At 60.0% G+C, this 12,196-nt stretch carries 18 protein-coding genes; 2 read left to right on the top strand and 16 right to left on the bottom strand.

Annotated elements, in window-relative coordinates; all coding sequences use genetic code 11:
- The 12 genes from ACY8D3_RS08655 to ACY8D3_RS08600 form a co-directional block, all read right to left on the bottom strand.
- Positions 1-318 carry a hypothetical protein gene (locus ACY8D3_RS08655; protein ID WP_462383382.1) on the bottom strand — a complete coding sequence of 106 codons (318 nt, stop codon included), beginning with the start codon at positions 316-318 and terminating at the stop codon, positions 1-3.
- The gene (locus ACY8D3_RS08650; protein WP_462383380.1) at positions 318-1,322 is read right to left on the bottom strand and encodes a major capsid protein; all 1,005 of its coding nucleotides are present in this window, start codon (positions 1,320-1,322) and stop codon (positions 318-320) included. Before ACY8D3_RS08650 ends, ACY8D3_RS08655 begins: the two co-directional genes overlap by 1 nt.
- A 61-nt stretch (positions 1,323-1,383) precedes the next feature.
- Positions 1,384-1,728, bottom strand: a complete 345-nt coding sequence (locus ACY8D3_RS08645) for a head decoration protein (protein ID WP_462383378.1) — start codon at positions 1,726-1,728, stop codon at positions 1,384-1,386.
- Positions 1,725-2,951 carry a S49 family peptidase gene (locus ACY8D3_RS08640; RefSeq protein ID WP_462383376.1) on the bottom strand — a complete coding sequence of 409 codons (1,227 nt, stop codon included), beginning with the start codon at positions 2,949-2,951 and terminating at the stop codon, positions 1,725-1,727. The genes ACY8D3_RS08645 and ACY8D3_RS08640 overlap by 4 nt, the downstream gene beginning before the upstream one ends.
- Before the next feature lie 2 nt (positions 2,952-2,953).
- Positions 2,954-4,549, bottom strand: coding sequence for a phage portal protein (locus tag ACY8D3_RS08635; RefSeq protein ID WP_462383374.1), 1,596 nt, complete (start codon positions 4,547-4,549; stop codon positions 2,954-2,956).
- A 1-nt stretch (position 4,550) separates the two neighbouring features.
- Positions 4,551-4,775, bottom strand: coding sequence for a hypothetical protein (locus ACY8D3_RS08630; RefSeq protein WP_462383372.1), 225 nt, complete (start codon positions 4,773-4,775; stop codon positions 4,551-4,553).
- Positions 4,776-4,783: 8 nt separating this feature from the next.
- Positions 4,784-6,676 carry a phage terminase large subunit family protein gene (locus ACY8D3_RS08625; protein ID WP_462383370.1) on the bottom strand — a complete coding sequence of 631 codons (1,893 nt, stop codon included), beginning with the start codon at positions 6,674-6,676 and terminating at the stop codon, positions 4,784-4,786.
- The gene (locus ACY8D3_RS08620) at positions 6,651-7,178 is read right to left on the bottom strand and encodes a terminase small subunit (protein WP_462383368.1); all 528 of its coding nucleotides are present in this window, start codon (positions 7,176-7,178) and stop codon (positions 6,651-6,653) included. Before ACY8D3_RS08620 ends, ACY8D3_RS08625 begins: the two co-directional genes overlap by 26 nt.
- A 127-nt stretch (positions 7,179-7,305) precedes the next feature.
- Positions 7,306-8,046 carry a hypothetical protein gene (locus tag ACY8D3_RS08615; protein WP_462383366.1) on the bottom strand — a complete coding sequence of 247 codons (741 nt, stop codon included), beginning with the start codon at positions 8,044-8,046 and terminating at the stop codon, positions 7,306-7,308.
- 300 nt (positions 8,047-8,346) lie between these two features.
- Positions 8,347-8,598, bottom strand: coding sequence for a hypothetical protein (locus ACY8D3_RS08610; RefSeq protein ID WP_462383364.1), 252 nt, complete (start codon positions 8,596-8,598; stop codon positions 8,347-8,349).
- Entirely contained in the window at positions 8,591-8,917 is a 327-nt protein-coding gene (locus tag ACY8D3_RS08605) for a hypothetical protein (RefSeq protein ID WP_462383363.1), read from the bottom strand. Before ACY8D3_RS08605 ends, ACY8D3_RS08610 begins: the two co-directional genes overlap by 8 nt.
- A complete protein-coding gene (locus ACY8D3_RS08600; RefSeq protein WP_462383361.1) occupies positions 8,917-9,219 on the bottom strand; it encodes a hypothetical protein in 303 nt (100 codons plus the stop codon). The genes ACY8D3_RS08605 and ACY8D3_RS08600 overlap by 1 nt, the downstream gene beginning before the upstream one ends.
- A gap of 84 nt (positions 9,220-9,303) precedes the next feature.
- Between ACY8D3_RS08600 and ACY8D3_RS08595 the strand changes: the two genes are divergently transcribed.
- Complete coding sequence (locus ACY8D3_RS08595) at positions 9,304-9,483, top strand: type II toxin-antitoxin system HicA family toxin (RefSeq protein WP_462383359.1); 180 nt, start codon at positions 9,304-9,306, stop codon at positions 9,481-9,483.
- 49 nt (positions 9,484-9,532) lie between these two features.
- Positions 9,533-9,958 (top strand): type II toxin-antitoxin system HicB family antitoxin, encoded by a 426-nt coding sequence (locus ACY8D3_RS08590; protein ID WP_462383357.1) that lies wholly within the window; start codon positions 9,533-9,535, stop codon positions 9,956-9,958.
- A 38-nt stretch (positions 9,959-9,996) separates the two neighbouring features.
- On the opposite strand, the gene ACY8D3_RS08585 is transcribed toward ACY8D3_RS08590, so the two are convergent.
- The 4 genes from ACY8D3_RS08585 to ACY8D3_RS08570 form a co-directional block, all read right to left on the bottom strand.
- Complete coding sequence (locus ACY8D3_RS08585; protein WP_462383355.1) at positions 9,997-10,656, bottom strand: hypothetical protein; 660 nt, start codon at positions 10,654-10,656, stop codon at positions 9,997-9,999.
- 136 nt (positions 10,657-10,792) lie between these two features.
- Positions 10,793-11,371, bottom strand: a complete 579-nt coding sequence (locus tag ACY8D3_RS08580; protein WP_462383353.1) for a hypothetical protein — start codon at positions 11,369-11,371, stop codon at positions 10,793-10,795.
- A 32-nt stretch (positions 11,372-11,403) separates the two neighbouring features.
- Positions 11,404-11,739: a hypothetical protein gene (locus ACY8D3_RS08575; protein WP_462383351.1), complete on the bottom strand. Its 336-nt coding sequence runs from the start codon at positions 11,737-11,739 to the stop codon at positions 11,404-11,406.
- Positions 11,739-12,161: a VRR-NUC domain-containing protein gene (locus ACY8D3_RS08570; RefSeq protein ID WP_462383349.1), complete on the bottom strand. Its 423-nt coding sequence runs from the start codon at positions 12,159-12,161 to the stop codon at positions 11,739-11,741. Before ACY8D3_RS08570 ends, ACY8D3_RS08575 begins: the two co-directional genes overlap by 1 nt.
- Positions 12,162-12,196: the final 35 nt, after the last annotated feature.

Below are 12,196 nucleotides of genomic sequence, written 5' to 3'. Positions count from 1 at the left end.
TCACCTCACAGGCATCAGCGAGTAGCGGTTTACGAGGCCGTCCGTACCCAGGTGCTCGTCGAGCAGGTAGCGGTCTTTCCCAATGATCAGCGTGCTGCGGAGAGCCGGGTCGCGAACCTCGCAAACCCGTATGTCCGCAGCCAGCTCAACCGCAATGAAGCCGGCGCCATCGTTCGCCCCGACGTTTCGTTGCAGGACGACAGTTACCGGTACCGGCGCGTTACCGGGCGCGATGTACTGCGCCAGGCAACTCTCCCCGAAAGTCTCGAACAGCTCCGCGTCCGCCTCGGCCATCAGCCGATCGAACTCGGAAGCCATTACGACTTGGTCAGCTTGATGATGGCGCGCGGCATGGTCACCAGGCTGAGCGGGTTGCTCTGCGCCTCGAGGTCAACGCCCTTGTTGTGACGCAGCAGCTCTTGGCTGGCGTAGTACGGCAGGCCTTCGGTGTTGACCGTCTCGATGTAGTTCGCCGGAGCGAACTTGGTCAGGAACATGCCGTCGATGCCCAGCGGGATCAGGTAGGCAACGTTCGGATCGACGTAGGTGACATCGCCGACCTTGCCGTAGAACTCTTCCCAGTCCACACCGCCGTAGCGGAACGCGTTCCAGCCGCCTTCACGCAGGAATTGACCATCGTTCCAACGATCGTAGGCCTTTTCCACCACCGGGTGGGTGACCAGGGAATCGAAGAAGCCGCGACCTGCCAGGCCCAGCCAACCAGTGATGATGCCGCTGCCGCCAACTACGTCTTCGGACTTGCGCTTGGCATCGTTGATCGCCAGAAGCAATTTCTGCTCGGAAACGCTCAGCTTCAGGTCGACGGTGTTTTCCTGGATGCCGAAGGCTTTGTGTAGGTCGAGCAGCACACGTTGGCCGTCCGCGTCGTACACCTTACCGGTGACAGCGCCGACACGCTGGTAGCGGATCGTTGCGTCCAGACGGCGGCGCATCTTGTCCAGACGCTTCTGAACGCGAGCCTGAATGGTTTCCAGCTCGGATTCTGTGCCGAACGCACGCACACCTTGAACCTCGTCGGCCATGATGGTGGCGCGGGTGGGCAGGTGGATGGTGCTGAACGGGATCATGTCGCGGCGATCACCCGAGGTCGGGTCGGCAGGAGCGTTGCGGTCCTTGGCCGGCACCAGCGTCAGCGTGTCGTGCTCGCGCTCGATGTACACGGACGTGCTGGTGACGCCCTCTTCTTCGAAGAGCGAATCCAGGCGAGTGGCTTGCTGCTGCCCTTCTTGGGGCATGTTGATGGCCGTGGTCAGGCCGGTGACGCTGAACGCGTCGTCATTGAAGATATCGAGCGATGCCATTTATTGGCCTCCAAAAACGAGAAAACCCGCTCATGGCGGGCTTTGGAAAGGTTTTGTGTGGTTAGCGGACGATTACGCCCTGGCTGGCGAGTGCGGTCAGTGCCGCGCCATCCAGACCAAAGAGCAAATCACCGTCGACCTCGGCATCGCGGACGATAACGGCAGCGTACTGCACGTCTTCGCTAGCGGGCTTGTTGTTGAACAGAATGGCCAGCGGCGCAGTGATCGCAGCGGGCGTTTCCGGGGATTCGTAGGGCTTGTAACCGTCACCATCCAAGATGATGATCGTGCCGGCCGGCGCAGCTTCGGTCAGCGCAAGCAGGTCGACCTGTTCGCGGGAGCGCTCGCCCTTGGCTTCGCTCAGCAGGAAATCACCGGCGCGTGCGCCTTGTTCGAGAATGGTCATGCTTTCGCTCCTTTACGGCTTGCCCAGATCGAGCTGGTAGAGATGGGATGCTTCGCCTCGGCAGCGGGCGGCGTCGTGCCTTTCGCTTTGGTGGCGTCGTTCTTGATGGCAGCCAGGGTGATGCCCCGGTCTTTAGCCGCTTTGAAGAGCGAAAGGCCCGCCGCCTCGACGGTCATGCCGCTTTCGATAGCCGCGCTGACTTCCTGCTCGAAGCCGGGCTGCGAAAGGGCCTGAATGCCTTGGATTCGCTCGCGCTCGGCCTTGGCGCCCTCTTCGGCTGCCTCTGCCTTGATTGCTGCAACATCAGGCTGCTGCGCTTGGGTGATCTGAATGGTGTTCGGATCGGTGCCCGCGGCTAGTGCTGCGCGCAGATCCTCGGTGCTGCTTACGTTCATCGTGCGACTCCTGGGAGTGTTTGCTGCTGGTTTGGCCAGCTCATTGATCAGGCCCTCGAGTGAGCCCAGTCTGTGGGCGAGGCCGGCTTCAACAGCCGCAGCCCCTACGCGCAGTCCGCCGTGGTCACCCATGGCAGGGACTTCCTTTTCATCGACGCCCAGGTTCCGCGCGACCTTGGCCACGAAGACACCCGCGAGTGCGTCGATGCTTTTTGATATTTCAGCCTTGCCAGCATCGGTCTCGATGTCCGGCCGCTTGTTGGGGGCGTTGCTACTGGTGATGGTGTAGCGCTTCTCGCCGGCCTTGGCCTCGCGGGTCAGGACTTCAACCACCACCCCAATGCTGCCCACCAGCGCCGTGTCGTCGACAACAAGTTCGTCGGCGGCACTGGCAACCCAATAGGCGCCGCTGGCGACGCTTCCACCACCGAAGGCCTTGATTGGCTTCTTGCCTCGGGCTGCATAGATCATGTCGCCCAAGGCGTTGATCCCGTTTGCTTCGCCGCCCGGGCTGTCGATGTTGAAAACAATGGCCCTGACCTTGGGATCATCCAGGGCCGTCTGGAAATCGGTCGCAAGCTCCTGAGTGCTCGTGGCGCCGCTGATACGCGTGAACATGTTGGCGTACCGCATGATCGGGCCGACCACTGGAATCACTGCCACTCCATCACGCACGGTGACGGTGCGCGTGTTTTCCAGCGGCCGGCCCAATCGGGCCTCAAGTGCCTCTGGATCGCCCTGCCGATCGGCAATCGCCATCAGCTGATCGAGCGAGTCAGGCAGCATGAGCCATGGCCGGGACGCGGCCATTTCGAATGCACTAGGCATCGTTATTCCTCTCGGTTAGCCGGGTCATCGTCCGGCAGGTCATTCGCCGAAGCAGGAGCAGGGTTGCGAACGCCGTCCTTCTCTCGCTGCTGAATCTCGCGACGGCGCTGCCGGTAGATCTGCTGCCAGGTCTCGCCGGTCATGGCGGCGGCTTCGATTGTTTCGTTGCTGACGCCTATCTCGATGCGCTTGCCGGCTGCATTTGCCTCCTTGAGCTCATCGATGGCGCCTTTGGCTGGGCCGATCCACACCGCGCGGGTATAGGCGCGCCGGCGAGCCGGATCGCTGTACCCCGGTGCGCGGATACGCCCGCGTGCCACCGCTTCATCGACCAGAAGCTCGTAGCTCGGCTGGCAGAAGTCACACACCAGCCACCAGCGGCGGGTGAGGTACATGCGCCAGGCCTGCAGCATCGCTGCGCGGGCGGCGCTGTAGCTGCTGCTGTAGTGCAGCATGAGTTCGTCGAGTGGGATCTCCAGCGCGGCGCCGATCTCTTTGGCGACTGCCGTGAAGAACGGATCGAACTGGGCGTTCGGGCGCGCCGGGTTGGCCACCATCGGCTCTTCGCCAGGCGCCAGGTCCACTACCGCACCTTCACCGAGTTGCACCGGTGGAAGCTCAGCCTGACCGCCCTGCTGGTCCTCATTCGAGAGTGCAGTGAGGCCCAAATTACCTTGGTTGAAGTTCTCCCCCTTCTTGAGGAAGACGGTAAACATGGCGCTGATGACCGCAGCCATCAGCTCGGCGCTGCTGTAGCGTTCAAGCTTCTGCAAGGGCTCCAGCACCGGCGCCAAGTAGGGCGCCCCGCGCTTCTGGCCGGGTCGTTCCTTATCGCACCAGATCTGCATCACGCGACGGCGACCGGTTTCGGACCCGAACACCTCAAGCCGCTCCCACTTCAGTGGCGCGCTCAAGCGTTTCTCGTTCGGATACCCGCTGCAGACGTGGACGTAAACCGGCGCACCAGCACTGTCGAACTCGATGCCTTCGCACAGGTTGTCAGTGTCAGGCGTTCCGTTCGGGTTGCAGACCCTATCCGTCTCGATCAGTTGAAGCCGGGTGCTGAAGACCGTCCCTTCGCGCTCAATGTCAGGAGTGGTGACGAATACATCGCCACCAGTCAAAGCCGAGATCAGTGCGACACCCTGGAGCTGGTAATGCGTACTGCTTGCCTCGGCGTCACATTCACGGGGATCTTCGGCATACAGCGTCCATTCCCGTTCAAGCTGGGCGTTTAGCTGCTCGCCCTCTTCCTCTGTGATTCCGAGTGCTTCGAAGTCCACCTGTGGTCGGCAGATAAGGCCGGTGCCGACAACGTTGGTACGAACACGGACGACAGCGGCCCGGCCCAGCAGGTGGTTACGCATGGCGTCGCGCGAACGAGCGACCAGGGTCTTGCGCTCGACCGCTGATAGGTCTTTGGACGGGCTACCGAGGTACGGTATCCAGCTGGCCATGCTTCGCAGCATGCGGGACGCGCCCCGCCAGCGGGTTTCGCTTCCGCCACCCCCACCCTGGGCCTTTGGCTGCTGGCTCTGGACGAGTTTGATCGCCGCGCGGAGCGCTTTTTCCTCCGGCGTGCGGTTGAACAAGCCCATGTCAGATTCCTAGGTAGGTGATTCGGTTGCGACCTCGCCCCTTCAGGCGGGCTTGTTCAGCGCTCACTTCAAGCGCGTATTCCTTCTCTAGATCCCGCAACGTTCCCAAGTCGGCCCGGGTTAGCTGCCGATCGCCGTACCTCACCGACTGGGCGCCGGTCAGGATCTTGCTGATGGCAGTTCGGACTTGCTCGAGGCGGATCTGAGCGTCTGTTTTTCGGATCATGGCCTTCCTCATCGAACCGAACTGCGTACTCCGCGAGTCGGCCGGTATGTCGTGATTGGCTGGGTGACGCTCAAGTCCACCCCGAAGTGCTGCTGAGCGATTCGAACCATCGCTACCGCACCCACAAAACAGTCCAGTGCTTCGTTCCGGCGCCCTTTGGCATCCCACTTGTGGACCCGCTTGCCCTTCTCGATCTTGAGCACCTTCACTTCGGCCGTGAGCTGCTTCAGCTCCGCCTCGTCGCAGATGTCGTCATTCGCAGGAAGGTGGACGCAGCCAGGTACTGCCTCGCAAAGCTGAGGCTGAATGCGAAGCCTGCTGTAAATCAGCTCTTTGGCGTTGTCGGTACCCAGCATCGTCAGGTAGGTGCCCGACTTGTGTTTGGTGCGGGGAAATTCTGCGATCGGCTTGCCCGGCAGGTAATGGCCCTTGGTAGGGATCACCCAACGAATGCCGTGCTTACGGCTCTCGGCGTACACCTCATCGGTGTAGTGGCCACCGGAGTCCCAGCCCCACAGCGCTACGCGAAGGACTTGGCCGTCCGCTCTACGGTAGGTGTTGTGTAAGCGTTCCCCGACCTTGCGGCGGAGCTCTTCCCCGGCGGGGTCGCCGTAGAGTATCCAGCGGTCGACCAACCAGCTCTCCTCACCCGGCCCAAACGCCCAGACTCGACCCTCGTAGCGGTCGTCCTGGGTATCGATGAACCCTACGAGTAGAACGGCTCGCTCGGGGAAGGCTTGCCATACTTCGCGGCGCGCGTAGAGGTGTTCCCACTCCAGCTTCTCGCCTTCGTCTTCTTCGAAGGTTTCGCCAAGCGTGGTGTTAACGAAGGTCTTCAGTTTGTTCCGGTCGGTCTTGGCGAGCAGGAAGTCCAGAACGATGCGCCCCCAGGTCGTGAACGGGCTGTATGCCGTCCACACGTGAAAGGTCACCGAGTCAGGCGCCGGTCTTGGGTTTCCTTCGGAATCATGAAAATCGATTCCGTCGTTCGTCCAGATGCCGGTTTTCTCGCATATCCACCGGCCTTCGGCCTGTACTGCCTGCATCTCGTGCTGCACTACACGACATCCGTTGGCCTCGCAGATGTACCAGGCATCCTGCGGCTTTTCCGGATCCCACTTGATGCCGTAGTCGCAGTCCTTACCGCCCCACTTCAGGCTCTGTTCTGCCCTGCAGTGAGGGCATGGCACGTGAAGCCGGAAGAAATGCGGGGATTCGCTAGCAGCTGCCTCGATCTGGCAGGTACCTTTGATCTTTGGGGTGCTTCCCCGGATCGACTTCGGAAAAGTCGATCCCTCAATGCGCTTGTCACCAAGGAAGGTCGGCGAACCTTCTTTCTCGACGTCCGGCTCGAAAGCCGCCAGCTCGTCATAAATGACCGTATCCGCCGACAGCTCGCGATAGTTCTTCGCCGCCGCACCGCCGCGGCACCACAGCTGTTTGCCGTGAGTGAAGCGCTTCGTGTCGAGCGTATTGTCCCGGTGCTTCGATCCGTACCAGGGGGCCAGATCACGCACCGAAGGTACGTCACGGATCATTGTCTCGATCTGAGACTTCATGAAGCCCGCGGCGCTACCGTCAGTAGGCACCAAAAAGAGGATGTTCCGGCGCTTGTGCTGCGTTTGGTACGCCGCTGCAGCCAGCAGCATCTTCGAGTACCCGACGCGGGCCGACTTCAGCACGTTCACCGTGCGGATTTCGTCGTTGCCCATGGCGTTCAGGATCGCTACCTGAAACGGCAGCGTCTCCCAGGCGCCCTCTTGATACGACGACTCGCTCGAAAGGTAGAAATGCTCGTCCGCCCATTCGACAGGGGTCTGTGGGGCCGGCCGGGCAAGTGCAATCAGTCCCGCCTTCACAGCAGAGGCAAATTCCTCAATCTGGAAGCTCGAGATATTCATTCAACAGTCCGATCAGGCGGTCATCCAGGCTAGAGGCGCGATTGCGGGCCTTCGATAGCTCTCGCTGTACGGACTCGATATGCCGGACTTCTAATTCAGGGTGCTTTCGCTTCAATGTGAGCGGAAGCGTGTCGAGGATCGATCCAATTTCGGATGCCAGTCGGGAAAGCGCGAACATCGCGAAGTCGGTCGGGACCGATTTGCGCTTGGCCACCTCGTTCTTGAGCTCCTGGCCTTCTGCCTGTGCAGCGGTGAGGCGCAGGCGCTCTTCTGCATAGCGCTTGTCGATTTCGGCTTGGGACTCGTCAGGTTCCGTTTCTTGCGGCTGCTTGACACGGCCCTGCGCAATTCCGCGCAGATATCGGATGTACGCGATCCGGCATTCATCGAAATCGAGCCCGCCGCGCCCCTGAGAGCCTGAAAGCACGCCGCTTTCGATAAGGCTGCGAACCTGGCGATCAGTGATGTCCAGGTGCTGGGCGATTTCGTTCTGTGTGGCCATATTGGGTACGACGCGGAACCGGAAGTCGTGGCGTCAGAAAAAAGTCGTATGAAGCGAAAGGTCGAGCCTCGAATTACCCGCAACGGGTGGGGGCGGCTCGGGAGGACCCATGCACCGCCCTGGTGCGTCAGCTTTGGCGCCGGGTTCTCATCGCTTGAGCCATCGCTTCCCTGAATCGCTCGGGTAATCGTTGCTCTGCAACCTGATCCGCCACTTCGAAGAACCGATACCGCTTGGTGTAGTTGGGCTTACGCACGAAGGCGACAATCATCTTCACGTCATCGCGCTTACGGCCTACCCGCTGAGCAATGCCGATTGGATCCTTCCCCTTACGCATTACGAAGAATGACTTGGCGTTCCCCTTCCTTCGACTTCGAACGCTGCCGGTTGCGTTAGCGCTGTACCCGGTCTCGGTGAATCCGCGCACACCGGAGAGCATCCGAGTGAGCTGGCCGCGCTTCATGTTTCCGAACTGGTCGAGCTCAGCGCCGTCACCCGGGACGACGTAGCGATCAGCTGGCAGGATGCCTTTGGCTTTGAGCATCGACTCGGTGCGCTTGTCACGGCGAGGACCACCGTATACCTCTGGTGTTAGCCAGGTGGTTGCGGGTGCTGCCTTATCCGACTCGTTCTTCATCCATACCCGAGCAACAAGCTTCTGCTTAGTCGCGGGGAATACGCGAAGACTGTTCAGTGTCCAGCGTGTGGGGCGGTCAAAGACGTTGCGCATCTCAGACACGAGAGCTTGCTCAACGTCCTGTGCTGTCCGCGTAAGGGCGAGCGCCGCAGCGAATGGCAGTTGCTCACGTTCTAGGTCCGTCAGTTCAGCGATCTGCTGCTCGATTCCCCAAGCATCGACGCGAAACATAAATGCCCCTGGTGAAGGATGAGGCCACAGTCACGGACCCGTATCAGCTGTGCGGATAACATGCCGCGCATGCGTCATGGGGTTGATTCCTTCCCCCGGTTGCGGCGCTAGAGCCCGGTTGCTTTCGACGGCGCCGGGCTCGTTCCTTCGCCAAACCGTGAACCCTGTTCGGCGATTGACGTGTTCCGATCACGGACCGCTTAGAGGCAGCGCGATACCATAGCTTCACGCCGTCGGAGTTGCGCATTCTCCCAGATGGCCAGAGCCCGGTAGCTGTTTCCTCAGCCCGGGCTTGCCTATTTATGGGTACCGGGTAAGTGCGGGACGATCTCCACCCCACTGCTCAGGTAGCGTGCACTTGGTCACGCTCACCTCGTACAGCTTCGGTGGAAGAACGCCGTGCCGGGCCTCATACCCTGGGGCAGCGAGGTATACCGTCTGCAGGTCGCCGCGGCATTCCCATGTGCGGCCGACATAGCCAATCCCATTACCGATCACGAATACGATGAGACTCGCCAGTAGCCAATGGCTGAGGCGTTTCACCTTAGCCATGCGCCCTCCGAAGACGGCGATGACCGACCCTGCGATCGCGCCCGATCATGAGCGAGCCGATTCGGTGCCAGAAGTAAGCCGCCGTGAACAATGTGAATCCAATGATGATCGCCGCGCCGCCGCTGTTGGATACGAACTTCCATGGCTCATATGCCCATACAGCGACATGGCCTAACATGTAGAGGCATGAAGCCGAGATGATGAATGCTGATTCCGCTCGGTCGTCCTGCCGGAATCGATCGCCGTTCATGGCAAACCAGATGCAGCGCGCAATCACCAGCGTATAGGCCAGCACCGCTGCAATTGAGATGATCAGCATCAGACGCCTCCAGGGGATAGCTTGTCGAGCCAGACCTTCAGCTTCTTCTCAACCTCTCCCATTACAGGGAAGGCGAAGAACCCCAGCAGCATGATGTAGCCGGTTCGGTAGGTGTTATCGAGCGCGATGAATTCGCCGGCGACCTTGCCGACGAAGAATGAGAGCAGCAACTTCCCCACGAACAGCCACGCGTGAAAGCGCATCTCGGTGGACGGCGGATAGAAGTAGCTCACCAGCCCGCCCATCATCCCCAGCCAGCCGGGGATCGACCACGCGATGGCCTGCATGAGGAATTCGTCCACGTGGCTAACCTTTATAAAACATAAGTGTTGTATTACTACATATCTGTTGTATAATGATCCCATCAACACAACAGAGCAGAGGTGATGAAGCACAGCGAGTTCAGGCGATGGTTGAAGGCCCAAGGGGTGACCTTCGAAGCTGGCAAAGGAAGCCACTTCAAGATCACCGCACCAAACGGCAAATCGACGATCTTCGCGGACCACGGAGCCAAGGAAATGAAGGAACCGACCCGCAAGGCGATCATCAAGCAACTGGGGCTCTAAGAGCCCCTTCGCCGCACTCGCTGTTTAGTCATCTCCGCAGGAGACACGCATGTACGAGTTTGCAATCCGTTTCGAGTCTGACGACGAACCAGGTGTGGCCGTGTTCTGCCGGGATCTTCCAGAGCTGAATAGCTTCGGTGATGACCGGGACCACGCGATCAGTGAAGCGGTCGACGCTATTGAGACGACGCTATCGCTATACGTTGATCAGCGCCGCGCGATTCCAGCAGCGACCCCCGCCGAGGATGGCGAGCACGTAGTGCACCTGCCAGCGGTTACCGTGGCGAAGATCTACCTATGGAACGCGATGATGGAACGCGGTATGCGCAAGGCTGATCTGTGCCGCTTGCTCGGGGTCAAGCAGACCCAGGGCGATCGACTCGTCGACTTTCTGCATACGTCCAAGATGGATCAGGTTGAATCTGCACTGGCCGCGCTCGGTTGCCGGCTATCTGTCTCGGTAGAAGCCGCCTGACGAAAACGGAAAAGCCCAGCTCTATGGCTGGGCTCGGATCACTGGTTGCACATATTCTGAGGCGCTGGGGTCCCTGCCATTATCTTTGGCACAACGATCGGGGTTTCCCCGGAATTGGAAAGCGTTACGTATTCAAACATGCCGAACATACAGCCAGTCGTAGCCGTACCGTCGACGTTTGACTTTATCGCTGGCCCTACGACAATCTCGTAGTCTTTACCAGGCTCGAGCTTGTATATCTTCGCCTCGCCGGGACAGGTGTAGTACGTGCTGCCATAGCTACCCATTGCCGCACCTAGCGTCGCGAGTTGGAAAGGCGCGTCTGTCCGAACACGGTATTCGGTGACAAGCTCTTTATACGAGCCCTCACCCATGCGGACAGCACCAATGTACTCAGCCAGCTTAGGCATGACGCGCTTCGGCATCCCAAGCGCCTTCGTCTCGCCGACAGCGGGAAACTGTGGATAGTTTATGTTGTTCCGGCCGTCACGTGAAAATCGTCCGGCTTCCGCCATCTTATGCCGCTCGGCAGGCGCACAATTACCGTTAAGACTGTCGCCGAAGACAGTTGAGTTGGTGATGATGCGAACACGTGCGATATCGTGCCCGTCAGGTGGCTCGATGTAGGCCGTAGATGGGATGCCTAGGGAGCAGCCAGATAAAAACGCGGCTAGCAGAATCAATCCATTCTTACCCATCTCACACTTCCTTATGCATTACCGATATGTCGCAAAAGCAACAAAGCCCAGCTATTGCTGGGCTTTGGATTGTCACTCCTACTCGAGGCGCAGAAATGACAGGATGGGTAAATCTTCGGCCATGCGGCCGCTAGTGTCAAGCGGCCATATCTAACAAAACGCCTTCGGCTACCAATATTCGCTCCGCTTCACGCAGCCCCTCCTCTACCAAGCCATCTAACTTCGAATTGACATCCTGCCTCCACCGGCGCCGAGTGCGCTCCGGTCGCGCCTCCGTATCCCATCCATTCATGTCGTAGAACCGGGCAGGCAACACGATCATGTCCGTCGACCGTTTCCCCTCCGCGCCCTTTAAAGGCGGGATTGCCCAGGCCGTTACGGCTTTCTGAACGAAAAGTCGCGGTGCATGCGATGCGATCACGGGGCATATATCGCCGATCGCCTTAACCTTGCGCGCCTTATGAGTGCTGAACTGCGCGACGAGGGCGTTCCAATGACGCGGTTTCAACATACTGTGTAGCCGCGCGTGGACCCAGCAGTCCGCATACATTCGGCCGATGGCTTCACTCGAGCACGAATTCATCAGTGTGGCGATGTCGCTGCTTTCGGCATAGCCAGGGCGATAAAGCTTCTGCCAGGCCTGTTTATTGGTGTTATCAATTGCTTCAGCGGCAAGGGCCGATACGACGGCTGCGCGTGTGCTGGTGTAGATCATATGGGCTCTCCAAGTTGCTGATCAGCGGCCAGTCAATCGCCGGTCCAGTTGCCGCCGCCTCTGTGATGTCTGTTGCTTGAGCCGACGTAATCCCTCGCCGCACCGTCATTCAATCCGGCTTCGCGCAGCAGTTCCGCCTGCCGTTCAATCTGTCGCGTGGCCTGCCGGAGGCGTAGGCGTAGCTGCTGGACCAGCACTTCCGCCGAAAGCTTTTCGGCGCCCTCCTTGCCTACAACCCCAGATCCGTTACACGCATCGCAGGGGAATTCGTGGAAGATCCCGCGCACGACTCCCTCGCCACCGCACACCGTGCAAGTGGCAAGAGCGATCGGCTCAATGCGCAGGGCCCGCCCGCGATGCTTCGGCATCACTGCGCAGCCACCTTCGTGGCAGGTAATGCCAGGTACTGTTCGATAGCGGCCATCGCGGCGTTCATGCCCCGGCACACCAGCGCCTGATAGCCCTGCTGTTCCATCTGCGCCAAAAACGCTTTCTGTGCGGTCGATACGGCCGAGTCATGCGGAGGCGTCGCCTTGAACTCGATGTACAGACCGAAGAACCCGCCGCGCGCCTGTGCCATGCAGATGTCGGAAACTCCGGCCTTTACGCCCTGCCCCTTCAACTTGGCCGCGACCGCTTTGGCACGATGCCCTCCGTTTGGGACATGGTAGGTGACGTCGAATGCCGCGGGGTGACGGACCTGTAGCCAACGGAACAGCGCTGCCTGCTCCTTCCCTTCGTAGTCGACGACCGTGCGGCGTGCGCCGGTCGCGCCTGGATAAACCTTCATTTCCATCTACCTCTATCGGAAACGGTGAAAATACT

This window comes from Pseudomonas sp. Marseille-QA0892 (assembly GCF_054950135.1).
The sequence above is the reverse complement of the archived record's forward strand: the minus strand, read 5'-3'. Positions and strand labels throughout refer to the sequence as shown.